Origin of the sequence: Streptomyces sp. NBC_01426 (genome assembly GCF_036231985.1) — a bacterium.
GTDB lineage: Bacteria > Actinomycetota > Actinomycetes > Streptomycetales > Streptomycetaceae > Streptomyces.
Window position 1 is genome coordinate 1 of the sequence record NZ_CP109503.1, and the last position, 26,171, is coordinate 26,171.

Below are 26,171 nucleotides of genomic sequence, written 5' to 3' on the forward strand. Positions count from 1 at the left end.
TCGATGATCCAGCTCCGTGAGCACCAGGTCGATCAGAAGTCGGCGTTCCGGAAATGGGTGGGATTTCCTGCAAGGTCATCTGTGCCCCCTCAGGGAGCCCGGGGAACGATCGTGTCCGCGACCGGATCGGGGAAGACGATCACCGCCGCCGCGTGCGCGCTGGAGTGCTTCCCGGGCGGCCGCATCCTCGTCACCGTCCCGACGCTGGACCTGCTCGCGCAGACCGCCCAGGCGTGGCGTCTGGTGGGCCACCGGGCGCCGATGGTCGCAGTGTGCTCGCTGGAGAACGACCCGGTGCTTAACCAACTGGGCGTGCGCACCACCACGAACCCGATCCAACTCGCCCTGTGGGCGGGGTCCGGGCCGGTCGTCGTGTTCGCCACGTACGCCTCTCTCGTGGACCGCGAGGACATCGACGCACCCGAGGGACAGCGAAAGGTTCGCGGGCCGCTGGAGGCCGCCCTGACGGGCGGGGAGCGGCTCTACGGACAGCAGATGCCCCCGTTCGACCTCGCGATCGTGGATGAGGCACACGGCACCGCCGGTGATCTTGGGCGGCCGTGGGCAGCGATCCACGACTACCAGCGGATCCCGGCGGACTTCCGGCTCTACCTGACCGCGACCCCGCGCATCCTCGCCGCGGCCCGCCCGCAGCGGGGCGCGGACGGCCAGGAGGCGGAGATCGCCTCGATGGCAGACGACCCTGAGGGCACGTACGGGGCCTGGATCGCGGAGCTGGGCCTGAGCGAGGCGATCGAGCGGGAGATCCTCGCCGGGTTCGAGATCGACGTCCTGGAGATCCGCGACCCCTCCCCCGTCCTCGGGGAGTCGGAGGAGGCGCGGCGAGGCCGGCGCCTGGCGCTTCTGCAGACCGCACTTCTAGAGCACGCCGCGGCGTACAACCTGCGCACGGTCATGACGTTCCACCAGAAAGTCGAGGAAGCCTCCGCGTTCGCGGACAAGCTCCCCGAGACCGCGGCAGCGCTGTACATGAACGACGCGTCCGACGCCGACCTGGCCGCCGCCAGCAAGCTGCCGAAGTCGTCGATCGACGCCGAGTTCTACGAGCTGGAGGCCGGCCGCCACGTACCCCCGGACCGCGTCTGGTCCGCGTGGCTGTGCGGCGACCACCTCGTCACCGAGCGACGTGAGGTCCTGCGCCAGTTCGCCAACGGCATCGACGCGGCCGGGCACCGGGTCCACCGCGCCTTCCTCGCCAGCGTTCGCGTGCTCGGGGAAGGCGTCGACATCACCGGCGAGCGCGGCGTGGAGGCCGTGTGTTTCGCGGACACCCGCGGTTCGCAGGTGGAGATCGTGCAGAACATCGGCCGGGCGCTGCGGCTCAACCGGGACGGGTCCACCAAGGTGGCCAGGATCATCGTGCCGGTGTTCCTGGAGCCCGGCGAGGACCCCACCGACATGGTCGCCAGTGCCTCGTTTCGCCCTCTTGTAGCGGTCCTTCAGGGTCTGCGTTCGCATGACGAACGTCTGGTCGAGCAGCTCGCTTCCCGTGCGCTCACGAGCGGGAAGCGCAAGGTCCACGTCCGTCGTAACGAGGACGGGCAGATCGTCGGGGCCGGCGGCGAGGGTGACAGTGAGGACCAGGAGGACGACGACGCGCAGGCCGCCGCCGAAGCCGCCCTGCTCCACTTCTCCAGCCCGCGCGACGCGGCGACCATCGCGGCGTTCCTCCGGACGCGGGTGTACCGGCCGGAGTCGCTGGTGTGGCTGGAGGGCTACCAGGCGCTGCTGCGGTGGCGGGCGGAGAACGAGATCACCGGCGTCTACGCCGTCCCGTATGACGTTGAGGTCGAGGTGGGGGTCACGAAGGATTTCCCGCTTGGCCGCTGGGTCCATCAGCAGCGGAAGGCGCTGCGGGCGGGTGAGCTGGAGGAGCGGCGCAAGACCCTGCTGGACGCGCCGGAGGCCGGGATGGTGTGGGAGCCGGGCGAGGAAGCGTGGGAGAACAAGCTCGCCGCACTGCGCAGCTTCCACCGCCACCACGGACACCTCGCCCCCCGGCAGGACGCCGTATGGGGCGAAGCCGACACCGAACTCCTCCCCATCGGGCAGCTGATGGCCAACCTCCGCAGAAAGGGTGGCCTCGGCAAGGACTCCGACCGGGCGGCGCAGCGCGCCGCGCAGCTGAAGGCCGTTGACAAGGACTGGGACTGCCCGTGGCCACTGGACTGGCAGCGGCACTACGCCGTCCTGCGCGACCTGGCCGTCGACGAACCCGGTGGCCGGCTCCCCGAACTCCAACCCGGCGTCATGGCCGACGGCGACGACCTGGGCAGGTGGCTCCAGCGGCAGGCGAACTCCTGGACGCAACTGTCCACCGAGCAGCAGGAACGCCTCACCGCGCTCGGCGTGGAGCCCGCGCAGCGACCCGCCTCGGCCCCGGCCGGGAAGAGTGCGGCCGGCGGCCCGGCCAAGACGTCAGCGGCCTTCACACGGGGCGTTGCGGCCCTGGCGCAGTGGGTGGAACGGGAAGGAGCCGGGCGGCCGGTGCCTCGCGGCCACAGCGAGCAGATCGTGGTCGACGGCGAGGCCGAACCGGTGGCCGTGAAGCTGGGCGTGTGGGTCTCGAACACCAAGAGCCGCCGCGACAAGTTGACCGACGCCCAGCGCGCCGCCCTGGCGGAGCTGGGGATGGAATGGGCGTGACACCGCACGTTTGGCCGCCGCGGGCCGGCACTGTTCGTCGGGACGTCCTGCGGGGTCCCAGGGATGACGCCCTGGGACCCCGGCGGGTCATCGGCGGTTGATATTGATCGTCACCGTGGCGACCGTGCCGCCGGCGAAGACACTGCCACCGAAGATCGCGACGGGCGAGACTTCCTCCGGGTGGCCGCTGACAATCAGCAAGATGATGCCGATCGCGGACAGAGCGGCCACGAGAGCCGAGGCCCAGAGGGTCACCTTCGTGAAATGATCATGCAAGGCTGTGTACCGTCGGGACTTGTCGGGCCGGACATTCACGCTCCTTGGATTTCACCGTTCGCGGACGCGAGACCGACTACGACGACAGGGGAGTCCCCCCGCCGCATCCACCGCCGCCAAAGCTGGGATGCAGCACTCGGGACTCCCTTTTGTCGTACCGGGAGCTCGTGAGAGGGACACTACGCGGACGATACCGCCCCGGCCCAATCCTGACCCGACACGCACAACTCGCCCTGCACCGAGCCGATTTCACATAGCCCGGTGAGCTGGGCTTTTGGCACTGAACGTGCGCACAACACTGTGCGCAGCCGAGGCGAAGCAGGCGACAAGATCAGCCCTCAGAAGACGGTTTTGTACGCAGGAGCCGGCGGGTACACAAGGGCCGAGATCAACAGCGCGGGGGCCCGGCGAGACCACCTGTGAGGCCGCCGACTACCCGGTCATCAGCTGCTCCTCGAACGCCTTGATTTCGAAGGCAGCCAAGTCGGTGCGATGGGTCAGCGGCGATCCGCGGCACCCATGGGAGCGGGCGCCGGGAGCCGGAAGCAGACGCTGAATCGTCCGGACGTACACGACCATGCCGAGCACCTCGACGAGGGGCTGGGTGGCCACGACGACCGCGTGACGGCCAGGGCGAGGGGGAGGACGAACAGGGTGCACGCTTCCTGGTAGCCGGGCACCGGGTGAACGTCGTGCGGGAAGGTTCCGCTGTTCCTGCCCGGGGTGTGCCGGGCAGGAACAGCGGCATCATCGATTCACCCTGGTTGCGTTCGCCGGTGGTGTGGCCACGGCCGGGGGTGGGGTGGGCGGTCAGCCGCGGCGGACGCAGTAGAGCTTGCCGTTGTGGGATGCGAGGGCAGGAGCGGCGCCGCTTTGGAGGCTGATCCCGGTGAATCCGTCGAGCCAGTAGCGTCCGTTGGGGGAAGTGCCCCACGTCGTGGTGCGGATATAACGGAAGAGGGGCTGCCCATACTCCACGAGCGGCGCGAAGCCTGTGGTGATGCAGTGCATCTTGCCGTCGTGCCAGGCCAGCCCGGGTGTGGTGAGGGTGGGTTGCTCGGTGTGGATGATCTCGTTCAGCCTGGGGCTGATCACTGAGAAGCACACCATGCCGTGGGGTGCCCGGAAGGCGCAGACGAGGTCGTCCCCGTATGGGGCGGGCTTGCTGACTACGGCGAGGGCCGGGGCGGAGGGGCTGCGGGCACCGTCCGGAAGCCTGGTGATCCTGCCCCATCCGGAGGAGTCGAAGGCGATCCAATGCAGGTCGTCGGCGCCTTGGTCGCGGTACACGCAGTACAGCTTGCCCGCGTGGGCGGCGAGAGCCGGAGAGGACTGGGTGAAGCCGACTTGGGTGGTGACCACAGGGGCCTTGCTGCTCCAGAGGGTCCCGTCGAAAGCGGTGTAGTACAGCATCCCGACGGCGGACCGGTACACGCAGTAAAGCTTGCCGTCGTACGCGGCGATCGCCGGTGCCGAGGGGCTTTCTGCTCCTACGATCCGGGTGAAACTACTCCAGCCGGCGGGCCCGAGGGTGCTCCAGTACAGGCCCTGGTCAGTGACGCCGCGGACCACGCAGTACAGCGTGCCCTCGTAGGAGGCGAGCGCCGGCGTGGTGGAGGTGGATCCTGCGGGGAAGGCGGTGTCCGGGCCCCAGGTGCTGCCGGTCAGGATGTTGTGGCGCAGTGAGGTGTCGACGGGGAACTCGTGGAAGGACGCGCGGAGCTTCAGTGTGTGATGGCCCCCGCTGCCGCCGTTGAAGTCCCATGAGTCGGTACCCTCCGGCCGGTTCGCCAGGGCCTTCAATGCCGAGCGGCTGAAACCGAAAGACCGCTCCCTGATGAGGTCGTCCTCGTTGGTGAACAGGCCCAGAAGCCAGTCGAAGAGTTTCGCGATCAGGCCGACCAGAGAGAACCAGGCGTTGCTGCCCTCGTACTCGCCGCTGTTGTTCTCCAGGTCCTCGGAGGCTTTGAAGCAGTAGTCGGCGATGTCCCGCAGGCCACCACGCAGCGCGTTGTACCAGCCGCCGTTGCTGTGGTCGGCTTCCCAGCAGGTGATGTTGCAGGTGAGCCAGGCGTCCACGGTGCCGTGGAACAGGGTCGGATCGTCGGTGAAGTCCCGGGTGTGGCCGGACTTGATGGAGCCGAACTCTCCGGACTGGTACTCCCTCCTGGTCCCGGTGTCGCTGCCCGCGGACGAGGTCCAGTAGATCTCGTCCTTGCCCGCTTCGTTGGAGGCCCTCCTGCACGTGAAACTCCGGAAGCTCATCGCGACCACGGGGGCGTCCGCCCCGTCCACGCCCCGGGGCGTGTTGTCCTGGGGCCCGGTGACGACGGTGATCCCGCCACCGTAGGTGCCCAGTGCCTCGATGAACTCGTCGCTGTCCAGCGGGGCGTCGAAGGCGAGCTGGTCCAGGCGCACCAGGCTGGCGTTGGGCTGGGCTGCGATCTCCGCACCGATCCGGTCGAAGTCCCCGACCAGCTCCTCGACCGTGAACCCCTGACTCAGAGCCCGGCCGGCGATGGTGTCGGGGAACAGCTCCCGCGCGCCGGCCGTGGACGCCTGCTCCTGGTAGATCCGGCCGAACTCGGTGACCTCCTCCTCGGCCAGGACCTCGCCCATCGCCCCCACCAGCAGCTGCTCCAACGGGGTCAGCTCCATCCCCTGGTCCGCGCGAGCGGCGGCGTGCAGACTCGCCCCGATCAGGGTGTTGCCGCCGCGGCTCAGCCTCAGCCGCTGATCCGCCTTCGTCGCAGTCCGCGCCCCCGACAACTGGGCGCGCAACCGCTCCGCCCGCTCCTTGGCTGGTTGATACGGGCATGGGCTCCCCTTTGAACGTGATCGCTGCGCGATCGGGCGAATACCCTTCGTGAGGGTATTGGGTGGTTGTGTGCGGGCACGTCGATTTCGATGAGAATGGCTCGACCGTGGAAGATCGGTGCGCGGCGAAGCCCTGGGCACCCTTCGTCCGGGTCCTCCTGCTGTCGATCCGAGGGGGTGAACCCGCTGTTCACATCTGTCCATTCAGCCTAATGGGGTTGGGAGGGTTTCCTCATGAACATCCTCGAGAATGTCGTGTCTGGACTCTTCGTCGCGCTGACCGTCTGGGGCACCCGGCGGGCACGGCTCGCATGGCGCCAGCGCCGAATCGCTCGCGCAGCAGCCCACGACACCGCTGGCCGCTGACGGAGCCGCACAAAAGAGGAAGGGACGACGTCGCATGGGACGCGCCGGAGTCACCAATCCGCCCGACTTGCCACCCGGAGCTCGCCGCCGCCTCAACCAGGAGCTGCACACCCTGCATCGCCGGGCGGGGCTGCCCAGCATCCGCGAGATCGCCAACGCGACCGGGCGAAGCATCACCAGCGTCCACAACGCGTTCCGGCTGCCCAAAGTACCCAGCCACGACCTGGCGATGGCCATCATCGGGCAGTTGACACTGTGGGTCCGTGACTGAGGTGCCGGGGTCGACCAAGAGGTCGGCATCGAGAGGACTCTTCGTCGGCTTGAACACCGCTGGGACCTGGCTCAGCGCGAAGAGGGATCACTCGCCAACCAGGGCGAGCTGCCCATCATCTCCGACGTCACCAGGAAGCTGATGTTCGCGCTCAGTCCGGAGTGCTCCGTATGCCACAAGATCCGGCAGCTCCCACAGCCCCACGACCTCGTCGCCCTCGAAGACCCCGCCAAGCAGAAGCTCCCGGCGGCGCTCCGCAACTCCCCACTACAGCCGAAGCCCCCCATCCCTGGCTGCTGATCCATCTGTGCCCCGTCTGCCAACGCCGCCGCGAAACCGGAGAGCTCACCGAACAGCACCTCCGTGCGGCCCGCTTCGCCCTGGACCGGCACCGTGGCGCCGCCCGGCACTACGCCGCCTACCTCGACCAACTGCTCCTGGGCGCCGAGCCCGCCCTCGACATGAACATCGCCGGATCAGCCCTCGCGATCATCAAAGCCGATCCCGACATGTAACACCGGCTGCGGCTGGTCGTTGAACAGGACGGTCAAGCGAAGTGCACTGAGAGGCCCCGGGCGGCGACGCCCGGGGCTTCGTGCTGTCGGTCCCTGCCCGGACAGGGGCTCGGGCCCGCAACGCGAGGTGCAACACGGGCGCCAGAAGCCTCCGTCGGGGCATCATCGCAGTTCAGGAGCGAAGCGCGCGCCGTGTTGCTGGCCCGGTCAGGTGCCGTTCGCTATGAGGTAGTCGGCCAGCTTCTCCACGGTCAGTTGCGCCTCCCCGGGATTCTGCGACTCGTCGTACCGGCCGATGACGACGGCCTGCTTCGTCTTGGCGAGGATGACGCCGGTGGCGCTCTTCCTGGCGACGACGCTGCGGGTGTCGCCCTTGGCGCCCAGGTACCTCACGCCGACGACGGTGACGCCGGCCAGGTAGTTCTCGGGTGTATTGCAGAGCTTGACGATCGCGGCCCCCTCACCGGCCAGGAAACGGAAGTTGGGGCTGGCCGCCCACATGTTGCCGTCGAAGCCGATGATCGCCCCCTGGCGCACCTTGCCGGTCCCGACCAGATCGTTGTCCACAAAGTCCTGCCACGACATGTGCGAGTCCTCTCGGTTGCCCTCCGCCGGTTCGGTTGAGGCGGAGGGAGGCAGTTGTCAGGGCACACCACATGATCATGTGCTGGTGCTGGTCAGGGGCAGGTGACGAGCACGATGGAGATGGCGGTGCAGGTGACGGACGCGCTGTCGTTGGCCGGGTTGGGGTCGGCGGGCGCTGAGGTGGTGCGCAGGCCGGTGACCTTGACCGGGCCCAGGGTCAGCAGGTGCAGGGGTACGCGGAAGGTTTTGTTCACGCTCGCGCCGTTGGCGATGGTCCCGTAGGTGCAGGTGACCGTGGTGGCGGCGGTGGTGCAGCCGGTGGACAGGTTCGTCGCGGAGGCGCCTACCGGAAGTTTCGCGGTGAGGGTCGCGGAGGTGACGGCGGCGGGACCGGTGTTGTGGGCGGTGAGGGTGTAGGTCAGGTAGGGCACCAGGATGCCCAGGTGGGGCTGCGCGGCCAGGTCGACGTCGATGTCCGCGGCTGCCAGGTAGGTGTACTGGCCGGCCGTGGTGACCGGGCTGGTCCCGGCGGGGGTGGTGACCCGTACGTCGACGATGCCGGCCGCGTGGGCGGGGGCGGTGACGGTGCACGTGGTGGCGGTGCAGGTGACGCCGGTGGCGGGCGTGCCGCCGAAGGTGACCGCGGTGGCGCCGGCCAGGTTCGTGCCGGTGACGGTGACCGGGGTGCCGCCGGCTGCCGGGCCGGAGGTGGGGCTGAGGGCGGTCACGGCGGGGGCCGGGGCGCCGATGCGCAGCACGTCGAGGGTTTGGCTGCCGTTGTTGACGACGTAGGCCAGGGCGCCGTTCGGGCTCACCCCCACCGCGAGGGGGACGCTGCCGATCGGGGCGTTCTCGGTGACGGTGTTCGTGGCGGTGTTGATCACTGCCAGGCTGTTGCCGCCGATGATCGTCGCGTACGCGGTCGCGCCGTCGGGGCTGTACGCGGTGCCGCCGGGGTTGCTGGTGGTGGTGATCGTCGTGGTCACGGTGAGGGTGGCGGGGTTGACGACGGAGATGAAGTTGTCGTTGGAGTGGCTGACGTACACCGTCCCGGAGGCGGGGTTGACCGCCACATAGAACGGCTGGTCGCTCAGCGCCACGCTGGTGCTGAGCGTGTTGGTGGCGGTGTCGATGACGCCCACCGTGTTGTTCCCGAAGCCGGCGATGTAGGCGCGGGTGCCGTCGGGGCTGAGCGCGATGTCCTTCGGGAACGGACCGACCGTGATCGACGCGATGATCGTGTCGGTGGCGGTGTCGATGACGCGGACCGACCCGTTGGGGTAGCCGGAATCGGCGACGTAGGCCCGGGTGCCTGCCGCGTTGACCGCCACGGCCACGGGGCTGCTGAACCCGCCGATGGTGGCCGTCACCGTGTTGGTGGCCGTGCTCACGACACTGACCGTGGCATCGTCGGTGTTGGTCACGTACAGGCGCGCGCTGTCGGGTGTGATGGCGATGCCGGTCGGCCCGTTACCGACCGTGATGGTCGCCCCGACGGTGTTGGTGGCCGTGTCCAGGACCGTCACCGTGTTGTCGGGAGGGGCCATGAAACCACCGGAGTTGGTGACGTAGACGTGCCCACCATCAGGTGCCACGGCCAGGTACTGCGGGTTCGATTCCAGCGGCACCGTGGCGATCACCGTAGGTGTGACCGCGGCCGCCGGGGTGACGGTCAGAGCGCTCAAGCCGGTCGCTGTAAGGGCGAACACAGCGGCCGCCGCGATGCGCCGGCGCCAGGGAACACGAGATGGATGTAACTGGGATATCGAGGACACGACGCTTCCCCCCTCATCAGCCGCGGCACGGCGGCGGGGACCGAAGGCCCCCGGAAACCGGCAGTGACGCGGTCACACACGACGCCCCGCGCCAGCGGCCAACCACCCCGCAGGCCCACAGCGCCCCTCGCGCACCATCGCGGCGGCATCCCGCCCCGAAAGCCTGACGACCCCGGCCCATCACCGGACCAGACGGGTCACTGGCATCTTCTCAGCGACCAGCCACCCACCACACAGAAACCCCACAATTCCTCACGGGTCGCGGCACGTTCCCCCGTCGATCAGAACGAACGCGTAGGCCGGGGGAACCGCAGTGCGGTGTCGCACCCTCAGGCGGCCGGGGTCGGCGTCGCCTCGAGGCGGTCCAGGCGTTCGTAGAGGGCGCGGACGTCCTTCTCCGCAGCGACGTACAGGGCGTGCTCCTGACCCGCTGTGCGGTCGAGGCGGAACCAGTCGGGCATCTCCCGAACGAAGGCGTCCGCGTCCGGCCAGGCCGGCGGGACGTGGACTCGCGGATGGTGTCGATCAGGTCGGGGAAGCGGCCTTCCCGCCGTGCCTGGGCCAGCTGCGAGGACAGCCGCCGGTACATCGGCGGCGTGTGCGGCAGCACGCCCTCGGCCGCGAGCCGGTACATCACCTGTCGCAGCGTGACCTTCAGCGGCGCGTACCCGTCCACGATCTCCCGCGCCCGTTCCACGACGAGGGGCCACCGGATCCGTTCACGAGCCATACCGGTACATGTACCCCTGGGCGCCGCCGGCCCCCGGACACGGGACAGCCCTCTTCGCCCGGCTATCGCGGACAAAGAGACATCCGATGGGGCTAGCGGGTCAAGCCGCGATGGCCAGTTCGAGCTTGGGCGGGGCGGGGAAGGCGGTGGTCTCGCTGTAGGGCCTGCCGGTGGTGAGGCAGTGGTGGAGGCAGCCGAGGAGCCGGTTGTAGAGGTTTCTCTGGGCGGAGCTGTGGCGGTCGCCGGCCTTGCGTCGGCGGTCGTAGTGGGCCCTGGCGCCGGGCGAGGCGGTGAGGGAGGCGAAGGCCCAGACGTAGCCGACCGCAGCGAGCCGCTGGTTCTTGACCCGGCGGACCATGACCAAGTGGCTTTTCCCGGAGGCGCGGGTCACGGGAGCTGATCCGGCGTAGGCCTTCAGGGCCTTGGCGTCGGCGAAGCGGGTGCGGTCGTCGCCGATCTCGGCGAGGACCCGGGCGCCGCTGAGCGCGCCGAGACCGGGGAAGCTGGTGATGACCGCGGCGTCGGGGTGCCGTTCGAAAAGCTCGACCGATGCTTCGGCGAGGTCGTCCGCGGCGTTGCAGGCGGCCTCGAACTTGCCCAGCAGGGCCAGGGCCTGGCGGCCCATCGCGGTCTCGACCTGCGGGAGCTGGCGCATCTGCGGAACGCGCAGGGCGGCGTGGAGACGCTCGACCTCCGCGTCGATGCCTCGCTGGCGGCCGGCGCGCTTGAGCACGGCCTTCAGCTGGGGGCGGGTGAGGCGGGCGGCCTGGCCGGGGGTGGGTGCAGTGGCCAGCAGGGTGCGGGCAAGCGGTGCGTTGAGGCCGCCGGTGACCGGTTGGACGGCGGTGAGGTAGCCGGGGAAGTACTCGCGCAGGTGGGAGCGGAGCTTGTTGCCGGCCTGGTTGCGGTCCCAGACGGCGTCCTGCTGGGCGCGGGCCAGAACGGCTATGGCTTGGACGAGCTCACTGTCGGCTGGCAACTGGCGGTGGGCGTCGGCGTCGGTGCGCAGGATGTTGGCCAGCACCATCGCGTCGAGGTGGTCGGACTTCTTGCGCGAGACGCTGTGCCGTTCGCGGTAGCGGGCGGCGGCCATCGGGTTGACGGCGTAGACGGGCCGGCCGGTTGCGCGCAGAGCGGCGACCAGCAGGCCGCGGGAGGTCTCGATCGCCACCGGTATCCGCTCGGTGGGGCTATCACCGTGCTCGGCCAGGAGGTCGAGCAGCTGCTGCAGGCCAGCCGCGTCATCTCCGATCCGGGCCCGTCCGAGAAGCTTGCCGTCACCGTCGACCACGGCGACGTCGTGGTGGTCGCTGGCCCAGTCGATCCCGCAGAACACCTTCACGGGCGTCCCCCTTACTCTTCCGTCCGATGCGCATATCTGCTGGTCAAAGACCTGTGCGGAGGCACGCGACTCCCTAATGGAAGGGCTCTGGGCCCGTCATCCGATTAGTCGTTCGTGACCCCAGCTGACCGCAGGGGCCTCGGTCTGTGCAGGAGCTCAAAGGCGTCCCGGTGAGGTGAGAGGTGCACCCTGCGGCGGGCTCGGACCACGAACATTCGATCATCCGCGCGGCAGCGGCCGTGAAGGTGCCGGACGCCGGAGCCCTCCGATCTCTTTCTGGAGGTCAGGGCCTCGAGTGTCGTTTAGGAGTGACCCCGGCGCCTGGCACCCTCACGGTCGCGTTCCTCGGTGGCGGTTGGCTGATGCCCAGGGCCAGCCCTGGGAACTCAAGACCCTGGGACATTGGCCCACCGGACGTCAGCCGATCGCCGCCGAGATGAAGCCGGAGGCCGCACTCTTTTTCGAGGTCTCACAGGACCGGGTAACGGGTAGCGATCCGCCGGCTTCGATCCCCATTAGGTGTCGTTTTCTGAGAGGGCTTGCCCACGGCATCTGACCTGCATAAATGCAAGATCACCGGATTCGGGGGGCCCCACTCCCGGTCACACCTTCGGTCCCCCGCCTCATGCAACCGTTCAGACAACCCTCCAGCCGCCCTCCGGTGCAACCCCCGCGAAAGATCAGCGGGAGGGCTCCCAGGCTTCCGGGCCAGCGCCTCTCCACTCCACGAAGTCGGGGTCGGTGAGGTCCACGTCCTCGGCGTTCTCCAGCCCGGCGGCGGCAAGGAAGACCCGGATGTCGGCCGGCCGGTGCGCGACCCCGATGGCGACGCCGTCGTAGCGCACCCGGCGCCAGCCCTGCTCGTCGGGCGGGTAGACGATCAGCTTCGCGGACATGCGCCCAGCCTGTTCCCGTCGCACTCCACTGGCACCTGGCCGCGCGCGAACGGGTGAGGCCGCAGACCACGGCCGCCAGCGAAAAGCCCCACCGGTGGCTTCGGCCCCGGAGTACGTTCGGACGTACGGGGTGCGGCCCTGGCCACCAGGGCCGCGACGGGGGCCGCACCCCGACAGAGCTTGCCGACCCTGCGACGCCCGCGGCCTGGGGTCCCTCGTGCGAGTGGACCTGGGGCCGCCGGCGAACCGGTCCGGTCCCAACACCGTCGCAGGGCTCATGAAGCCGATCGACGAGCAGCACATCGCGGAGCCCGGCCTGGTGGTCCTGGACATCACCGGCGGGGACGAGGACACCGTCCGGGCCGTCATGGCCGCGCTGGAAGATCGCTGGGCCACATCAGGCATCGGCCCGGTACGCAGGGATCCCGGCGAGCCCGGGGTCCGGGCCCGGATCTACGCCGACGTCCTGCGCCCGGGACGGCACGGCCCATGAGTGGAGCCTGGGAAGACCCTTCGTGAGGGGCTTGCCCAGGGTCGCAGCCGAGGCGCAGGCACGTGCGGAGGTGCTCGCGGCGATCACACGAATCTCCCCTCCTGATCACTCCGGGCCGGTGGACCAGCTGGCCGGTTGCGAGCCCATCAGCAGGGGTAGCCCAGACAGTCGCAAAAGACAGTCGGCCTCAGCTGCGCTCAGCGAGGACGAGATCGGCTGCGTGATGCGGGCAGGTGCGGGCGTGCCAGGTCACCGACAGACACTCTCCATCCGCGCTGAGGGTTCGTGCCGCACCGGTGGCCGCAGAAGCCCGGCAATAGCCGCAAACGACAACCTTCAGCGGGAACAGGTCCACCGAGGGACGGGATCGTGACGTCGGTTCCATCGTCTGCTCCTGCGGTACCGGCACGGGCGAGACCTCTGACCAGGTTCCACACACACCTACCCACCCAACGGTGCCAGCAGCCGCGGGTGTACAGGCGAAAACCAGGAAAACCCCGGCAATAGCATCCGCGCCTCAGACCACGAAACGACCCCCCAGGTCAATCAGGCACCCCGGGGCCCGATCCGGCCATGCCCCACTCCCTTCTCAGCACTGCACCCTCGCGCGCACCAGGAGACCGCCACAGGCCACCGTGCGCGGTGACCTCTTGCGGCCCGACCGCGTTGGAGGTGATGTGAGTACCAAGCCGGGCACAGGGTGCCGGGCCGTACCGTGTGGCGGGGCCGGCCGGTCATGGTTGGGCCACGGCCGGCCCCGCCACCACCGACTCCCACGCCCGCCGACGCACCGACCGGACGGGCCAAGCCGTACTTGCCGGCGAGACCTCCGCAGATCAACCGTGTCGGACGTAGGTCAACCGACTCGGCTGATCTTCGCAAGGACGTTCTGAAGCCGGCGGACAGCCTCCTCCGCCTCCGTGTACTCCTCCACGCTCGGCAGAACCGTGCCGAAAGTGCCCCCACCGTCAGCGGCCATGGCACGCCAGCGCAGAACCGGCTCAAGCGCGTTGAGAGCACCGGAGAGGAACCAGGCCATGCGGCCATGAGTACGCGCCAGGGAGATCGCCAGGACGGCGAGCGACTCCCGCAGGTGCTCGAGCCGCTCGATCTGCGGCAAAGCCTCCTGGCTCTCCGGCGGGCCGACAGCCTCACGCAGGCCGGCTTCGGTGGTAAGAGCGAGTGCGCGATCGTCCGGTGCCACCGTCCACACACGGTCTTCGATCTGCAGTTCAGCTTCCTCGGCAAGCACCGCGACGATCCTTCGCATGTCCATGCGAATCACCCTAAGGGCCGGGCGGGGTCCCTCCCGACACGCGCCCCGGCGACGGGTACCAACCCGCCGCCGGGCGTTGCGGTGGTGACCGGGTACGGCGTTGTCGTCGGCATGGACATGGATGACGAAGGCTTCCTCGGCGTGCTCCTGGACGCCGCCACCGACACCCGTTTCACGCTCCTCACCGGCGACGAAGCAAGGGCAGTCATGATGCTGCTCGGCGCCCTCGAAGAAGAAACCCGCTCCCAAGAGGTACGCGCGGCCGCGGGTGAGATGCGCTTTCGCCTCGGCACACGTCTCGCCCGGCCCGCCACAACGAAGGGGCTCGCCGCCGAGACTGCAGGCTTCGCCCCCTGAGCTGGTCAGCCGAACCGGCGAGTCCCACGTTTGAGTGGTGGTCGCCCGTTGCGGGGCGACGGCCCAGGTACCTTCCGTAGCGTCCTTCGACATGACGATCAACAATCCCCGCCACCCGGTACGCAACCTCCTGGCCGCAGCAGCCGCGTTGAGCGTCGGGGCCGTGGTGGCGCCCCTGACACTGGCACCTCCGGCAGCCGCCGCGACCACCTGCACCAGTGGCATCACGTTCAAGAAGGTCGGAGCCTCGTCCTGCGAGCTGCCGGACGGCGCCCTGACCGTCACCGTGACCGTCATCGCCGCCGGCGCAGGCGGCGGCGGGGGTGGCATCGGCAACGGGGGCGGTGGCGGCGGCGGGGGTGGCGGCGGGCGCATGGAGTGCCACTACTTCGTCAAGTACGGCAACCTCGTGCGCATCACCGTCGGCCGGGGCGGCTACGGCGGCGCCGGCGGCATCAGCTCCTCCGTGGGCGGCTCGGACCACGGCGGCAAGGGCGGCGACGGCGGCGGCACCTCCGTCGAACTCAGCGGCCGTAGCGACACCGCGCCCGGCGGCATCGGCGGCGCCGGCGGGCTCGGCTCCGCCATGTTCGGAGGCGACACCGCCGGCGCCGGCGGCAAAAGCCCCAGCCAAGGCGACTGCGGCTACAAGCCGGGCACCACGGGTACCAGCGGCACCAATGGAGCCAGCGGCACCGCCCGGGGCGGCAGCGGCGGCGCCGGCGGCAACCCCGCCGGACCAGTCCCCGCCTCCTGCGACAACGCCGGCCACGCTGGCACCGGAGGCTCTGCCGGCGGCGGCACCGCCGGCCGCGAAGGCAGCGACGGCCGAGCAGGACAACCCGGGTGCGTCGTCATCCGCTTCCACCACTGACCTCCCCCTGCTGACGGCGAAGTCCGGTTCAAGAAGGGCCGAGCAGACATCCACCGGACCCTCCGGCAGGCACCTACGAGCGACCCAGGAGTGGGCCGGTGCTGTGAGGCGGGATACTGGGGTGGTGAGTGTGTCGCACATCAAGCCTCAACTGCGGTGCCTGTACAGCAGCGGGTCCGCTCTCGGTCATGCGGTGACGGAGCGGGCGTTGGAGCGCGCGGCAGGGGTGTCCGATGTGGCGCCCGTGCCGGTTGGCCCGTCAGTACATGTGCTCGTGGTACATACCGGGCGGTCGGCGAATCTGCGCTGGTCGGCGGACGGCGTCGCGCGTCGTGAGCGGTTCCATGCCGGGGAGGCGCTGGTCAATCCGGCCGGGTGGGCTTGCGGGCCTCGCTGGCAGGATGAGGTGGAGCTGCTGCTCCTGGGTATTGATCCGGTGTGGCTGGAGAAGATGGCGGCCGAGGGCGGTGCGAGGGGCCGTGTCGAGCTGGTCCCGCGGTTCCATTTCGCCGATCCGCTGCTGAAGATGCTGTTGGAGCGGCTCGTGGCCGAGTACGCCGGCCCCGGCCCGGCGGACACGTTGTACGCGCAGTCGCTCGTGCAGGCCGCTGCCGCGGTGATGCTGCGCGTCGCGGGCGCCGGTGGCAGTGTCCCGGTTCGTGAGGGTGGGCTGTCACCGCGTCGGCTGGCCGAGGTCGTGGACTTCCTGCACGCCCGTCTTTCCCAGCGGGTTACGTTGGCGGATCTCGCGGCGGTGGCGGGGGTGAGCGAGTCCCACCTCAGCCGGGCCTTCAAGGCGTCGACGGGCGAGTCCCCGCACCAGTACCTGATGGGGCAGCGCCTCGACCACGCGCGGCGGGAGCTGATGCGGACCGACAGGCCGATCGCGGAGATCGCCGTGGAGGCGGGCTTCGCCGATCAGAGCCATCTGACACGGGTAATGCGGCGCCACGAGGGGTCCACCCCGCGCATGCTGCGGGACAGCGACGGCGGACGGCGCTGACCGGCAGCCGGCCGCGCCGTACGAGCGGTTTGTTCCACCGGTGAGCGGATCGTTCAAGATGCGCGGCCCCTGCCGGTGTGAGTCTGTGGACCTGGCCTGGTTTTCGGTGTCTGCCGGAGCCGTGCCTTCCACGTTCAAAACACCGTAGGAGAGGGCTGTCATGGTCAAGACCCCGGACAAGACACTCAACGGCAAGGTCGCCTTCGTCGGCGGCGCGTCCCGCAACCTCGGCGGGCTCATCAGCACCACCCTCGGCGCGGAGGGCGCCCGGGTTGCCGTGCACTACAACAGCGACTCCTCCAAAGCCAAGGCAGAGGATGTCGTCGAGCAGATCAACCAGGGCCCCGGCGAAGCGTTCGCGATCCAGGGCGACCTGACGAAGGTCGCCGAGGTGGAGCGGGTCCTCGACGAAGTCGTGAACCGGTTCGGCCGGCTCGACTACAGCATCAACACCGCCGGCATGGTGCTGAAGAAGCCGCTGACCGAGATCACCGAGGAGGAGTACGACCGCATGTTCGCGGTCAACTCCAAGGCCGCGTTCTTCGTGATGCGCGAGGCAGCGCGCCGGATCGAGGACGGCGGGAAGATCGTCACGATCGTCACGTCACTGTTGGCCGCCTACACGGGCCTGTACTCCTCGTACGCGGGCAGCAAGGCCCCGGTCGAGCACTTCACCCGCGCCCTGTCGAAGGAGCTGTTCGGCCGGAACATCTCGGTCAACAACATCGCTCCCGGGCCGATGGACACCTCGTTCTTCTACCCCGCAGAGGACGACGACTCCGTCGCCTACCACAAGTCATCCGCGATGAACGGCGACCTCACCAAGATCGAGGACATCGTCCCGTGGATCCGCCACCTGCTGACCGACGGCTGGTGGGCCAACGGCCAGACGATCTTCCTCAACGGCGGCTACACCACCCGCTGACACATTTCGGCCCCCGGCGGGCGGCCACGCAGCAGGCCGCCCGCCGCACACCGATTCCCCCGGAGGCTCCCCGTGACCGTGCAGACGTCCGAGGCTGAGCGGGATCGCCCGGCCCCGGTACCCCATTTTCGTCAGCTGGCGACGGGCGTGTCCGGGCCTTGGTCTTCCGCTAGGCCCTCGGGGATGAAGCGTGAGTAGCTTTCGCGCAGGTGCTGGGTGACGCGAGCGTCCGTGGCTTCGTAGTTCAGCTGGCGCTGGAAGAACAGCAGCTTCTTCTCGGCGGTATCGAAGATTTCAGCCCAGCTCTTCACCCAGACTTCGTACTCGTCCTGGTCGTCGAGCAGCCCCGCCGGCTTGTCCTTCTGTCGGATGTCCCGAAGGATCTTGTCCGAGTAGTCGTAGGTGATGAGGTAGAACCGCCACTTGCAGCCCTCCACCCCCTTGTACTGCGGGGTGTCGACGATCGCGCGGGCGTAGCCCTTGATCTGGTCGAGTTCCTTCTTGCCGACCTCGACGGTGGGGCGCTTGAGTTCGATGACGAGGCGCTCGGTGGAGTCTTCGTCGCGTCGGCTGCGGAACATCAGGATGTCCACCGACCGCCGGCACCTGAAGAACCTCCTGCACAGTCCGGTGCAACCCCTCCGGATCGAGGTACGGCCTACTGCTGGTGCGGAGCCGCACGAGATGATGCCCGGTGAACGCTACGGAGGCACGGTTGATCATCTTTGATACGAATGCGGTGAACCTTCTCCCGCCGTCCGGACATCGGGCCGACATCATCCGCAAGTTGCGACAGTCCGGCCACCACAAGGTGGCCGTGCCGTGGATGGTCATGGAGGAGCTGGTCGCCCACCAGACGAAGCACTACCCCGACAAGTACCGGGCCGTCGTGAACACCCTGACAAAGCTGCGCGAGGCACTGCCGTGGGAGTTGAAGAGCTCCCTGGAGCCGCTCGATCTGAACCGCCTCGTTGCCCACTGGCGCAGCGCGTACGAGGAGATCTTCGAGGTCATAGGCACCAGCGGGGACGCCGCACGCAAGGCGCTGGCTCGTGAAGCCATGGCCCTTCCGCCGGCGAAGGCGACCAAGGATCGGTCCGAGGGCGGTCGCGACGCGGCGGTCTGGTTTTCCATCCTTGAGTACCTGGAGGAGAACCCGGACGCGGAGGTCTGCTTCGTCACGAACAACACCAAGGACTTCGGCGACGGGGCCACGTATCCCTATCCGATGAACGAGGATGTGCGCGGCCTGGAAGGCCGGCTCACCCGGCTCACCGATTTCGACGCGGTCGTCTCGAAGTTCACCAAGTTGGTGTCCGGGCGGGACGCCGAAGCAGCCACCGAGGAGCTGCTGAGGTCGCTGTCCGTTCGCGAGCGGGTGTCGCGGACCGCGGTCGAGGTGCTCAGCTCACCGGTCGGGTTCGTCGGTCTGGACACCGCCAAGGCGTCCGTTCAATGGCGTCAGTGGCTCGCCTCTCCCGAAGCCGAGCTGTTGAGCATCGCGGACGTCCTCGGTCACGAGATCGAGGGCAGCGTCTGGTACACGGCCAACACCCGCTGGCTGCTGCACGGTGTTGCCGCCAACGGCGACGACGAAGACGTGCGGTACGTGTCGTGCGTCTGGGAGATGAAGGTCCTCTTCTCCGCGAACGGCGGGGACGAAGCACCGACCCTGCTGACCCCCGGCGAACCCGTGCTCCCGGACACAGACGATGCGCGGTGCATGGAGATCATCAAGAAGCTGAAGGCCAGGGTTTCGCGCGCGCAGCGGGTCCTGAGGAACCAGCTCGCCCACTCCTCCGGCGAACGCCTGATCACCGAGAGCATCGCCGGGGCCATGCCCACGCTCGACGTCGCTGGTGTCATGGCGCGCAGCGTCTCCGACCTGGTCCCCAAACTGACTGCCGCCGATCTTCTCGGGCAGGGCTTCATCGAGCAGATCAGAGCTTCGATGCCCACGCTCGACATCGCCACCACCTTGAACCAGGCGGCTGCTGATCGCCTCATCGCCGGGCTGCCGAAGCCCGACCTCAGCGGGCTGCTCCCCCAGCTGGACTTCAGCCACCTCGTACCAAAGATCGACTACAGCCACATCTTCCCGCAGACGACCATCAACCAGATCGCCGCAGCCGCGTTGGCAGGCGGACTCCAGGGCCCTGCCGATGACGATGACACGGCAGTCTCCGAAGTCGACGACAGCTCGGATCCGGAGACCGGACCGAACGAAGCGGCCGACCCGGAAACAGATCGCTGACCAAGCCGTCGGCTCCTGGGCAAGCCCGCCCGCGCGGAGGGCTTGCCCAGGCTCCCCTAAGACTTGCCCAGCGGCTCAGGCTTGCCCGGCTGCTCAGGCTTGCCCGGCCTCCCACAGCGGGCGGGCAAGCCCGGTGCCGTCGCAGTGGAAGCACCGGCCACCCCCGGGCGTGCTGCGAGCCGCGACAGTGTCGACGGCGTGGCGCAGGAGCCGGGTGAGGCCGTCGACGTGGGCCCGGTGCAGGGCGAGTTCGTGGCGCTTGCCGACCATGACCTCCAGTGCGACCCCGGGCCCGGCGTAGCCCAGTTCCGTGGTGACGCCGTGGGTGACCGTGCGGATGAGATCGCGGAGGTGGCCCATCGTCTCCACCCCGGACAGCTCCACCCGCGCGGTGAACAGGACCTCGTCCGGCTCGGTGAGGGCCAACAGCGCATCCGGCCGCTCGAACGGCACGAGGCGGCCTACCGGGTCGCGGTGGGCCGCGTGAAGGCGCGCCAGCGCCAGCCACATGTCGCCCGCATCGCTCTGCCCGAGCACGGCCGGGCTCTCCTGCTTGCTTCGTCTCATGACTCCGGTCTACGGCCAGCGAGGAGGCGGCGGCCGGCTCCGGGCTGTCGCGTCCCAGACGATGACGCCACGACCTCGGGAGCCGTCCCGCCACGCGACTCGGATGCTGGGCAAGCCCTCCGTACCGAGGGCTTGCCCAGCCAAAGCCGTGACCGATCGGCAGGCCGGCTGTGACCGATCCGCCTCCCGCGATCGGTCAAACAGCACGTCAGCGCCGTGACCCGTCCATGCAACTCCCGCCGAGGCGCTGCCCGGTCATCGGTCACCCGTCATCGGTCAGCCGGGCCCTCGCCGGGAAGACCGGGGTGGCCGTGACCGATGCCGCCGGCCCGGAGCGCCTCCGGCCGGGGTGGGCAAGCCGGTGTTCGGGGCGGCTTGCCCAGGCTCGCCTTGGGCTTGCCCAGCGCCGGTCAGCGGCCGACCGGTTCGGGGTAGCGGGCACGACGCTCGTGCGGGTCGTCGACGCCGATCTCGTACCAGGGCTCGCCACGCTGGAGCCGGGGCAGGGTGTTGGCCCACACCGCGATGGTGATGCCCTGCACGGCGGCCGTGAGCGCCTGGAGGCGGTTGTCGAGGAGGTGCTCGGCCTTGCCCGCCAGGACGACGTGCAGCCGCGGGAAGGTCTTGGAGCGGGTGTAGCGGTGGCGCTGCCAGAACGGGTACGTCCCGCCGATGGTGCCGCGGGCTCCCTCCCATACACGGTGCCCGGCGTAGCGCTCGTAGTCCCAGACCTCCTTGGCGAGGCGGGCCCGGCTCATCGACCCGTTGTCGAGTTCGAAGAGGCGGACCTCGCTGGTCTTGGTCGGCACGGCGAGGACGGCGTCGGTGTTGAAGGACAGGCCGGTCTCCTTGATGGCGTGATTGACCTCCACCTGCCAGTCGGTCAGGTACTCCCGGCGCCCACCGAGGACGGTGTCGGTGTAGGCGAGGATCGTGTCGGTCACCGCGACGGCGTGCGGGCCGAACCCGGCTCGGACGGCCTTCGCTCCGGTGCCGGCCTTCGGTCGTGACGGTAGTTCGTTGCCGTCGGCCAGAGCCTTCTGCCCGGCCGCGGTGAGGTTCCAGATCTGGTGCTTGCCGTCTTTGCCGTTCGTCTCCGCCAGCCCGAGCTCCGTCAGTTCCACCATGGCCCTGCGCACGTACGACCGGCCGTCCGACTCCTCCCCCGTGATCACCTGGGCCATCTGCCGGACCGTGGCTATCCGTACGCACCCCAGCATCCGCAGCGCATCGGCTCGTACCTTCCCGGCCGTGGGAGCGGACTCCTTCCCCTTCGCTGGTGTCTCAGGGTTAGGGAGAGAGGTGTCAGCGTGCCGGACAGGCCCCTGGCGGGTGGTGTGAGCTGCGGTGATGGGGATGACGTTGGAGACGTTCGCAGCACTGTTCGCGGCACTGGCTTCCGGGTCGGCTGCGGGGCTCTCAGCACCCCTTGACCAGGTCGGGCGGGGCTCCGGCTCGGGCTGCCGGGCGCTGCTGGCGTACGTCATCGTTCAAGCTCCTCACGCTGGTGGCGCGGGACTCCGGGCGGAGTCCCGCATTCACCTGCTACAGGTGCCGGGGAAGCCGATGGTGTGACGCCTGTTATCGAGCCGTGATCATTCGGTGGGGGCGGCGCAGAGCTCGGAGACGATCGTGAACGAGGTGGTCACCATCGGCACGGCCATGGCCGGCGGCATCGCCGCGTGGGTGGTCTGGCCGTGCGCCATGCCGTTGCGGATCTGGCGGCCGTAGTCGAGGTACTCCGCCTGCCGGACGGTCAGGACGCCGGTATCGGCGCCCTGCTTGATGAGCTGGTGCAGCGGCTTCTTGCCCGCGCCCGGGATGCGGTCGCGCAGCATGACCGCCACAGTGGAGAACTCGTAGCAGTAGTAGGACTGGCGCAGCAGCTCCCGGGCCGTGCGCAGGACGGTCGCCGCGGCCTCGGGTACGCCGTCGGGCACGACCAGGTCCTCCACGAGGTCGTGCATGTCGGCGTACTGGCCGACGAAGTAGTGGGCGCGTTCGTCGGGAGGCGCTGCGTGGTCATCCCCGGAGTCTCCCAGCGGTGTACCGGGTCCGGCAGCGGCTTTTCCCCGGCCGTCGCTCAGGGTGCCGGGACGGAGATTTCTCCCCTCCCGGGATGGGCGGTTTGTCGCACCTGGCGGACCCTGTCAAGGGGAAACGCGCGACCGTCCGAACCTGGACAAGGGGGGTGGGCGGTCACCTTCGATGCGCGGACTCTGTCCACAGGGCGGCTCCCCAAGGCTCGGAACCAGGCCGTCGCGATCCGCGCGGCGGCCCGTACGTGAGGAGCCGTCATGCCCGAGACCACCGCCCTGCCGCTCGCCCCGATGACCCCGCACGCGGCGATCAGCGCGTTCAGCTACCTCCGCGCCGTCCAGGCCCAGGACGTCGAGGCCGCCCGCGAGTTCGCCGGCGCCGAGCCGCGGATGGCCGAGCTGCTCGTCGACGCCGTCGAGCGGATCGTCGTCCCCGTCACCGCCCTGCCCGGCCCGGAGGCCGGCGAACCGACCACGGAGATGTTCGCCGGCCACCCCGCACGGGACGATGCCCACCTGGTGCGCCTCTCCATCGTGTAGTTCGCGGCGGGGACGGCGACGGTGCGCACCGCGCCCATTGGGTGGCCTCCACCCGATGGGCGCACCACCGCACCGCACCGCACCACACCACCGCACCGCACCGCACCGCACCGCACCGCACCGCACCGCACCGCACCGCACCGCACCGGGGCCATGATGCGCACCACCGTGCACCGCACCAGGTGCGCTTCCGTGTTGGCGGGGCCCTATCACACACCCCCTTGACCAGGCCCTGATCGGCGGCCGCAACCGGCTGTGTCGAGGAGAAACGTGCCAGTGGAGAACGTGGTCAAGGGGTGGAGCCGCACCCGGTCAAGGGGGTCGGTGGAACCTGGTCAAGGGGTGGTGCGGAGGGTGGACAAGGGGGTCGGCCGAACCTGGACAAGGGGGTGGCTGGGCGAGGGTGCGGATGGTGCGCACCCGGTGCGGTGCGGGACATCGTGGTGCGCCCGAGGGTGGAGTCCACCGTCAATCGGGTGCGCACCGCAGTGGACTCCACCGAGTGGAGCCCACCGCGAGGGTGGCACCCACTGGGTGGAGTCCACTGAGTGGAGCCCACCCGATGGAATCCACCCGGTGTCGACTTCGGGGCGGTCCACTCGGTGGACGGCGCTCGGCCTCGTCACCACAGCCAGGCGTTCGAGTGCCGCATCCGGGACAGGGCGCGGGCGTCGCGGCGGGCGGCGGCGCTGCCGATGCGGTTCCGCCGGGGCCGCGGCCTACGCGACTGGGCGCCGTAGAACCGTCGGACTCCCGCCGCCTTGAGCCGCTTGCGCTGCTTGGCCAACTGCTCCTTCTTCGCCTTGATGGACTTCGGCTTCCGGGGCCGCTTCCAGATCGGCTGCCAGTCCGTGGGCGGCGCGTACGCCTCGGCGCGCTTCCGGGCGGCCTCCTTCAGCCGGGTGGCGACGGCTTCAATCCTCGGGTCCGCGGGCGGCGTGGTGGTCATGCGATTCCTCCGGTGGGTGGTGTCCGGCCCGGCGCGGGCTGGACAGGCTGCTGGGCGCTCGGCGGCGGAGCCGCCGCGGACTTGGAAGAGGGGCGAGGGGCGGCGGCTCGTTCCCGGACACCGGCCTGGAGACGGGCGGCCATCTCCGCAACTGCGGCCTCCAGCGTCCGACGGGTCAGCTCCACCGCGGCGACGTCCGTCGTCGGCTCCAGGTCCCGGCCGGCCCTCCGCCTGGTGCGGGAGCTCAGGGTGCCCGGCACGGCGACGGTGTGCGGCCGGGTCCGGGAGTTCAGGCGGTCCGCGCGGCGTGCGGCGTGGACCCGGGCGGTCAGCGCGCCGGCAGCAAGACGGGCCCGCTGGTACGGGGTGGCGGACCGGTTGCGGGTCAGGGGGCGGAGCACGGCCTGGCCCTCGGTGTCGCGGGGGTAGAGGGCGTGGAGGTCGGCGGTCATCATCCGGCCCCGGCCGACAGGGCGGGTGTAGGCGTCGATGGCCGTCTGGACGATCTGTTCGTCCAGACCGCGCTCGTGGGGTCTGCCGCGCAGGGCGTAGGAGAGGTGGCGGCGGGCTTCGGCCAGGAGGTGGCGGTGCGCGAACGCGCCGCGCATCACGTACACCACGGCAATGGTCTCGACGGCGGCCAGGGCGACGTCGACCACCGGGCGCACCCGCGCCCATATCGCTGCGGCCGCTGCTCGGGCGCGCTCCGCGAGCCGTGCGACGACGTCGGCTCCGTAGGCTCGGGCTGCCGAGTCCCGCCAGGCGGCGCGGAGCTCGGACAGCGACCGCAGTTGGGTGCGCTTCGGTGAGCGGGTCTGGTCGGCGGCCTGGCAGGCGAGCGCGTAGGCGGCCCGCTCCCCCGGCGGGTGGCCTTGCTGCTCCTCGTACTTGGCCGCAAGGAGGGGGAGGGCGTCCCCGATCTGCTGGCGTCGGGTGGACTGCCAGCCGATGAGCCGCTGGTCGATCCCGGCGATCTCCATGACCGGGCGGCGGCCGGGCGTCACCTCGCGCGGCTCCCACGCCCACCCGAGCCGGGCCGAGACCTCCTCCATGAAGAGCAGGGTGTAGAGGGCGTCGGCCGCGACGATGTGCTTCATCAGGGCATCGGCCGTCTGGTTGCCCCATGTCCCGTCCGGCCGTCGGGCGCGGATCGACACCACGGCGTGGTCGTGGAGCAGGGGCCGCGAATCGGCGGCTCGGGACTCGTAGTGCCGGAACACAGCGACGATCAGCCCGTCGCGGACCCGAGCACTCCTCTTGCCGCCGCTCTTCCACCGGATCTCCGCGACCGCGTCCTCGAGCCACGCCAGCGTCTTGTCCCTCGCGATGTCCTGGCACAGCTCCAGTACCCGGCGGGTCTCGTCATCCATGAGCGCCCACGCGATGTGCACCGTCGGCGGCGCCCGGAAAACCAGGTCCATCCCCAGCCAGGCCGTCCGCTCCTTCGCGTCTTCGGTCTCGGGTGACTGGTTGTGCTCGATGGGCCTGCCCAGCACTGTCGCCCGCCGCGCCTGCGCCGGGGTCTTGCCCTGCGCCAAGAGGGCCTGCTCGATCTGGTCGGCGTCCGGGTGCCGGCCCTCGCCGAGGAGGAGTTCGGCCTCCCGCTCGGTCACCACGTCCCCGGCCGCCAGGCCGACCGCGGCCAGGCCCCGGCCCTTCCACACACCGGGCGAGACACCGGCCTCCTCCTGCGCGTCGCGCAGCGACGTGCCCGCAGGGCGCCGGCCGTCACCGACCATCACGCCGCGGAACAGGTAACGCACCCCGTCTCCCGGACGGACCTCCGCTTTGCTGATCACTGGGTCATGGAAACCCGCCCCTGACCTGCGCGAAAGCGCGAACTGGGCTCCTTCCCGCCGGGCGGGAAGCCATCAGCAAGTCTTTGCCGAAGCGCCCCGCCAGGCGGGCCGTCCCGGCAGCCCGAGACGGTAAGCGACGCGCGTGTGCACTCTCCCGCGCATGAACACCACCACGTACGGCAGACCTGCCCCCTCTGCCACGAACCGCTGCTCCTGGACCTGCTCCAGGTGCACTCCGCACAGTCCGACTTCCCCGTCGCCGAACGCGTCACCAGGCGCCGATGCCCCCGCTGCCAGACGACCCGACCCGAGCAGTGGACGGAAGCCATGCGAGACCACCACGGCGACATCTGACGGCGCCGTGCGAATGCTGCGCCCCGCCCTCTCCATAGTTCCACTCCAACCCAATCCACCCTCATCGAGCACCAATCAGCGCACGACTGTCCCGAGCACCCGACACCGCTGAGCACACCACGTCACCGAAGCCCTTCAACACGAACAGCCACCCGCCCCCGGCCCCCGGCCGGGGGCTTCGTGCTTCCTGGAGGAGTTTTCACCGTGCCCACCTACGAGGCCATGCGAGCGCCGGTCAACCGGATGCGGTACCACGAGGGGCAGCAACAAGCCGAGCGGGCGTTGCAACCCGAAGACGATCCGCAGAGCCTGTTCACCGAGGCGGTGCTGTACGGGCTGAAGGCACGGCTGTGCGACGAAGTCGACTCGCTGGACAGCTACCTGCCGCCGCAGGTGGCGCAGTTGGCCCGCAAGACGAGGGACTGCGATGTCGGGCTGGCCCGGTGTGGCGGCCAGGGGATAGGCCGTTCGGGACAGATCGCGGCGCTCCCGTGACCGCGA

At 69.7% G+C, this 26,171-nt stretch carries 28 protein-coding genes; 13 read left to right on the top strand and 15 right to left on the bottom strand.

Annotated elements, in window-relative coordinates; all coding sequences use genetic code 11:
- Positions 1 to 3 precede the first annotated feature (3 nt).
- Positions 4 to 2,667, top strand: coding sequence for a DEAD/DEAH box helicase (locus OG906_RS42440; RefSeq protein WP_329448923.1), 2,664 nt, complete (start codon positions 4 to 6; stop codon positions 2,665 to 2,667).
- Between the two features lie 87 nt (positions 2,668 to 2,754).
- On the opposite strand, the gene OG906_RS42445 is transcribed toward OG906_RS42440, so the two are convergent.
- From OG906_RS42445 to OG906_RS42455, 3 genes are all read right to left on the bottom strand, one after another.
- On the bottom strand, positions 2,755 to 2,922 hold the full coding sequence (locus OG906_RS42445) for a hypothetical protein (RefSeq protein ID WP_329448222.1): 168 nt from the start codon (positions 2,920 to 2,922) through the stop codon (positions 2,755 to 2,757).
- 453 nt (positions 2,923 to 3,375) lie between these two features.
- On the bottom strand, positions 3,376 to 3,555 hold the full coding sequence (locus OG906_RS42450) for a hypothetical protein (RefSeq protein WP_329448223.1): 180 nt from the start codon (positions 3,553 to 3,555) through the stop codon (positions 3,376 to 3,378).
- A gap of 198 nt (positions 3,556 to 3,753) precedes the next feature.
- The gene (locus tag OG906_RS42455) at positions 3,754 to 5,724 is read right to left on the bottom strand and encodes a hypothetical protein (protein ID WP_329448224.1); all 1,971 of its coding nucleotides are present in this window, start codon (positions 5,722 to 5,724) and stop codon (positions 3,754 to 3,756) included.
- A 270-nt stretch (positions 5,725 to 5,994) separates the two neighbouring features.
- Between OG906_RS42455 and OG906_RS42460 the strand changes: the two genes are divergently transcribed.
- From OG906_RS42460 to OG906_RS42470, 3 genes are all read left to right on the top strand, one after another.
- Positions 5,995 to 6,126, top strand: a complete 132-nt coding sequence (locus tag OG906_RS42460) for a hypothetical protein (RefSeq protein WP_329448225.1) — start codon at positions 5,995 to 5,997, stop codon at positions 6,124 to 6,126.
- 34 nt (positions 6,127 to 6,160) lie between these two features.
- Positions 6,161 to 6,397, top strand: coding sequence for a hypothetical protein (locus tag OG906_RS42465; protein ID WP_329448226.1), 237 nt, complete (start codon positions 6,161 to 6,163; stop codon positions 6,395 to 6,397).
- Positions 6,398 to 6,567: 170 nt separating this feature from the next.
- A complete protein-coding gene (locus tag OG906_RS42470) occupies positions 6,568 to 6,912 on the top strand; it encodes a hypothetical protein (protein WP_329448227.1) in 345 nt (114 codons plus the stop codon).
- A gap of 207 nt (positions 6,913 to 7,119) precedes the next feature.
- Here the strand turns inward: OG906_RS42470 and OG906_RS42475 are convergent, their stop codons facing one another.
- The 5 genes from OG906_RS42475 to OG906_RS42495 form a co-directional block, all read right to left on the bottom strand.
- The gene (locus OG906_RS42475; RefSeq protein ID WP_329448228.1) at positions 7,120 to 7,497 is read right to left on the bottom strand and encodes a profilin; all 378 of its coding nucleotides are present in this window, start codon (positions 7,495 to 7,497) and stop codon (positions 7,120 to 7,122) included.
- A gap of 92 nt (positions 7,498 to 7,589) precedes the next feature.
- Positions 7,590 to 9,182, bottom strand: a complete 1,593-nt coding sequence (locus tag OG906_RS42480; RefSeq protein WP_329448229.1) for an IPT/TIG domain-containing protein — start codon at positions 9,180 to 9,182, stop codon at positions 7,590 to 7,592.
- Between the two features lie 419 nt (positions 9,183 to 9,601).
- Positions 9,602 to 9,733: a hypothetical protein gene (locus OG906_RS42485; RefSeq protein ID WP_329448230.1), complete on the bottom strand. Its 132-nt coding sequence runs from the start codon at positions 9,731 to 9,733 to the stop codon at positions 9,602 to 9,604.
- A gap of 369 nt (positions 9,734 to 10,102) precedes the next feature.
- Entirely contained in the window at positions 10,103 to 11,344 is a 1,242-nt protein-coding gene (locus OG906_RS42490; protein WP_329448231.1) for an IS110 family transposase, read from the bottom strand.
- 680 nt (positions 11,345 to 12,024) lie between these two features.
- A complete protein-coding gene (locus tag OG906_RS42495; RefSeq protein ID WP_329449258.1) occupies positions 12,025 to 12,240 on the bottom strand; it encodes a hypothetical protein in 216 nt (71 codons plus the stop codon).
- Positions 12,241 to 12,517: 277 nt separating this feature from the next.
- Here OG906_RS42495 and OG906_RS42500 point away from each other — a divergent pair, with 277 nt between their 5' ends.
- Positions 12,518 to 12,733 (top strand): DUF6207 family protein, encoded by a 216-nt coding sequence (locus OG906_RS42500; RefSeq protein WP_329449259.1) that lies wholly within the window; start codon positions 12,518 to 12,520, stop codon positions 12,731 to 12,733.
- An 856-nt stretch (positions 12,734 to 13,589) separates the two neighbouring features.
- Here the strand turns inward: OG906_RS42500 and OG906_RS42505 are convergent.
- Entirely contained in the window at positions 13,590 to 14,009 is a 420-nt protein-coding gene (locus tag OG906_RS42505) for a hypothetical protein (protein ID WP_329449260.1), read from the bottom strand.
- Between the two features lie 111 nt (positions 14,010 to 14,120).
- Between OG906_RS42505 and OG906_RS42510 the strand changes: the two genes are divergently transcribed.
- The 4 genes from OG906_RS42510 (at position 14,121) to OG906_RS42525 (ending at position 17,168) form a co-directional block, all read left to right on the top strand.
- Complete coding sequence (locus tag OG906_RS42510) at positions 14,121 to 14,366, top strand: hypothetical protein (protein ID WP_329449261.1); 246 nt, start codon at positions 14,121 to 14,123, stop codon at positions 14,364 to 14,366.
- Positions 14,367 to 14,457: 91 nt separating this feature from the next.
- Positions 14,458 to 15,240, top strand: coding sequence for a glycine-rich domain-containing protein (locus tag OG906_RS42515; RefSeq protein WP_329449262.1), 783 nt, complete (start codon positions 14,458 to 14,460; stop codon positions 15,238 to 15,240).
- A gap of 130 nt (positions 15,241 to 15,370) precedes the next feature.
- Positions 15,371 to 16,243 carry a helix-turn-helix transcriptional regulator gene (locus OG906_RS42520; RefSeq protein ID WP_329449263.1) on the top strand — a complete coding sequence of 291 codons (873 nt, stop codon included), beginning with the start codon at positions 15,371 to 15,373 and terminating at the stop codon, positions 16,241 to 16,243.
- A gap of 160 nt (positions 16,244 to 16,403) precedes the next feature.
- Positions 16,404 to 17,168: an SDR family oxidoreductase gene (locus OG906_RS42525; protein ID WP_329449264.1), complete on the top strand. Its 765-nt coding sequence runs from the start codon at positions 16,404 to 16,406 to the stop codon at positions 17,166 to 17,168.
- Between the two features lie 131 nt (positions 17,169 to 17,299).
- On the opposite strand, the gene OG906_RS42530 is transcribed toward OG906_RS42525, so the two are convergent.
- Positions 17,300 to 17,761 carry a hypothetical protein gene (locus tag OG906_RS42530; RefSeq protein WP_329449265.1) on the bottom strand — a complete coding sequence of 154 codons (462 nt, stop codon included), beginning with the start codon at positions 17,759 to 17,761 and terminating at the stop codon, positions 17,300 to 17,302.
- A gap of 101 nt (positions 17,762 to 17,862) precedes the next feature.
- Between OG906_RS42530 and OG906_RS42535 the strand changes: the two genes are divergently transcribed.
- Entirely contained in the window at positions 17,863 to 19,422 is a 1,560-nt protein-coding gene (locus OG906_RS42535) for a PIN domain-containing protein (RefSeq protein ID WP_329449266.1), read from the top strand.
- Between the two features lie 93 nt (positions 19,423 to 19,515).
- Here OG906_RS42535 and OG906_RS42540 read toward each other — a convergent pair whose 3' ends face one another.
- The 3 genes from OG906_RS42540 to OG906_RS42550 all read right to left on the bottom strand — a co-directional run bounded on the left by OG906_RS42540 (position 19,516) and on the right by OG906_RS42550 (position 21,956).
- Positions 19,516 to 19,989 carry a hypothetical protein gene (locus tag OG906_RS42540; RefSeq protein WP_329449267.1) on the bottom strand — a complete coding sequence of 158 codons (474 nt, stop codon included), beginning with the start codon at positions 19,987 to 19,989 and terminating at the stop codon, positions 19,516 to 19,518.
- 410 nt (positions 19,990 to 20,399) lie between these two features.
- Positions 20,400 to 21,476, bottom strand: a complete 1,077-nt coding sequence (locus tag OG906_RS42545) for a replication-relaxation family protein (protein WP_329449268.1) — start codon at positions 21,474 to 21,476, stop codon at positions 20,400 to 20,402.
- Between the two features lie 108 nt (positions 21,477 to 21,584).
- Positions 21,585 to 21,956 (bottom strand): hypothetical protein, encoded by a 372-nt coding sequence (locus tag OG906_RS42550; protein WP_329449269.1) that lies wholly within the window; start codon positions 21,954 to 21,956, stop codon positions 21,585 to 21,587.
- A 330-nt stretch (positions 21,957 to 22,286) separates the two neighbouring features.
- Here OG906_RS42550 and OG906_RS42555 point away from each other — a divergent pair, with 330 nt between their 5' ends.
- Entirely contained in the window at positions 22,287 to 22,568 is a 282-nt protein-coding gene (locus OG906_RS42555) for a hypothetical protein (protein ID WP_329449270.1), read from the top strand.
- 622 nt (positions 22,569 to 23,190) lie between these two features.
- Here the strand turns inward: OG906_RS42555 and OG906_RS42560 are convergent.
- The gene (locus OG906_RS42560) at positions 23,191 to 23,517 is read right to left on the bottom strand and encodes a hypothetical protein (protein ID WP_329449271.1); all 327 of its coding nucleotides are present in this window, start codon (positions 23,515 to 23,517) and stop codon (positions 23,191 to 23,193) included.
- Positions 23,514 to 25,280, bottom strand: coding sequence for a MobF family relaxase (mobF, locus tag OG906_RS42565; protein ID WP_329449272.1), 1,767 nt, complete (start codon positions 25,278 to 25,280; stop codon positions 23,514 to 23,516). The genes OG906_RS42560 and mobF overlap by 4 nt, the downstream gene beginning before the upstream one ends.
- Before the next feature lie 180 nt (positions 25,281 to 25,460).
- Between mobF and OG906_RS42570 the strand changes: the two genes are divergently transcribed.
- Both OG906_RS42570 and OG906_RS42575 read left to right on the top strand, forming a co-directional pair.
- On the top strand, positions 25,461 to 25,670 hold the full coding sequence (locus OG906_RS42570; RefSeq protein WP_329449273.1) for a hypothetical protein: 210 nt from the start codon (positions 25,461 to 25,463) through the stop codon (positions 25,668 to 25,670).
- 204 nt (positions 25,671 to 25,874) lie between these two features.
- Positions 25,875 to 26,165 carry a hypothetical protein gene (locus tag OG906_RS42575; protein ID WP_329449274.1) on the top strand — a complete coding sequence of 97 codons (291 nt, stop codon included), beginning with the start codon at positions 25,875 to 25,877 and terminating at the stop codon, positions 26,163 to 26,165.
- Positions 26,166 to 26,171 lie beyond the last annotated feature (6 nt).

What these genes read in the sequence shown, in the direction of transcription:
- OG906_RS42505 (WP_329449260.1), bottom strand. Translation starts at nt 14,009, where the DNA reads ATGGACATGCGAAGGATCGTCGCGGTGCTTGCCGAGGAAGCTGAACTG.
- OG906_RS42465 (WP_329448226.1), top strand. Translation starts at nt 6,161, where the DNA reads ATGGGACGCGCCGGAGTCACCAATCCGCCCGACTTGCCACCCGGAGCT.
- OG906_RS42475 (WP_329448228.1), bottom strand. Translation starts at nt 7,497, where the DNA reads ATGTCGTGGCAGGACTTTGTGGACAACGATCTGGTCGGGACCGGCAAG.
- OG906_RS42515 (WP_329449262.1), top strand. Translation starts at nt 14,458, where the DNA reads ATGACGATCAACAATCCCCGCCACCCGGTACGCAACCTCCTGGCCGCA.
- OG906_RS42545 (WP_329449268.1), bottom strand. Translation starts at nt 21,476, where the DNA reads ATGACGTACGCCAGCAGCGCCCGGCAGCCCGAGCCGGAGCCCCGCCCG.
- OG906_RS42555 (WP_329449270.1), top strand. Translation starts at nt 22,287, where the DNA reads ATGCCCGAGACCACCGCCCTGCCGCTCGCCCCGATGACCCCGCACGCG.
- OG906_RS42460 (WP_329448225.1), top strand. Translation starts at nt 5,995, where the DNA reads ATGAACATCCTCGAGAATGTCGTGTCTGGACTCTTCGTCGCGCTGACC.
- OG906_RS42540 (WP_329449267.1), bottom strand. Translation starts at nt 19,989, where the DNA reads ATGAGACGAAGCAAGCAGGAGAGCCCGGCCGTGCTCGGGCAGAGCGAT.
- OG906_RS42495 (WP_329449258.1), bottom strand. Translation starts at nt 12,240, where the DNA reads ATGTCCGCGAAGCTGATCGTCTACCCGCCCGACGAGCAGGGCTGGCGC.
- OG906_RS42510 (WP_329449261.1), top strand. Translation starts at nt 14,121, where the DNA reads ATGGACATGGATGACGAAGGCTTCCTCGGCGTGCTCCTGGACGCCGCC.
- OG906_RS42470 (WP_329448227.1), top strand. Translation starts at nt 6,568, where the DNA reads ATGCCACAAGATCCGGCAGCTCCCACAGCCCCACGACCTCGTCGCCCT.
- OG906_RS42550 (WP_329449269.1), bottom strand. Translation starts at nt 21,956, where the DNA reads ATGCACGACCTCGTGGAGGACCTGGTCGTGCCCGACGGCGTACCCGAG.
- OG906_RS42560 (WP_329449271.1), bottom strand. Translation starts at nt 23,517, where the DNA reads ATGACCACCACGCCGCCCGCGGACCCGAGGATTGAAGCCGTCGCCACC.
- OG906_RS42485 (WP_329448230.1), bottom strand. Translation starts at nt 9,733, where the DNA reads ATGCCCGACTGGTTCCGCCTCGACCGCACAGCGGGTCAGGAGCACGCC.
- OG906_RS42500 (WP_329449259.1), top strand. Translation starts at nt 12,518, where the DNA reads ATGAAGCCGATCGACGAGCAGCACATCGCGGAGCCCGGCCTGGTGGTC.
- OG906_RS42525 (WP_329449264.1), top strand. Translation starts at nt 16,404, where the DNA reads ATGGTCAAGACCCCGGACAAGACACTCAACGGCAAGGTCGCCTTCGTC.
- OG906_RS42440 (WP_329448923.1), top strand. Translation starts at nt 4, where the DNA reads ATGATCCAGCTCCGTGAGCACCAGGTCGATCAGAAGTCGGCGTTCCGG.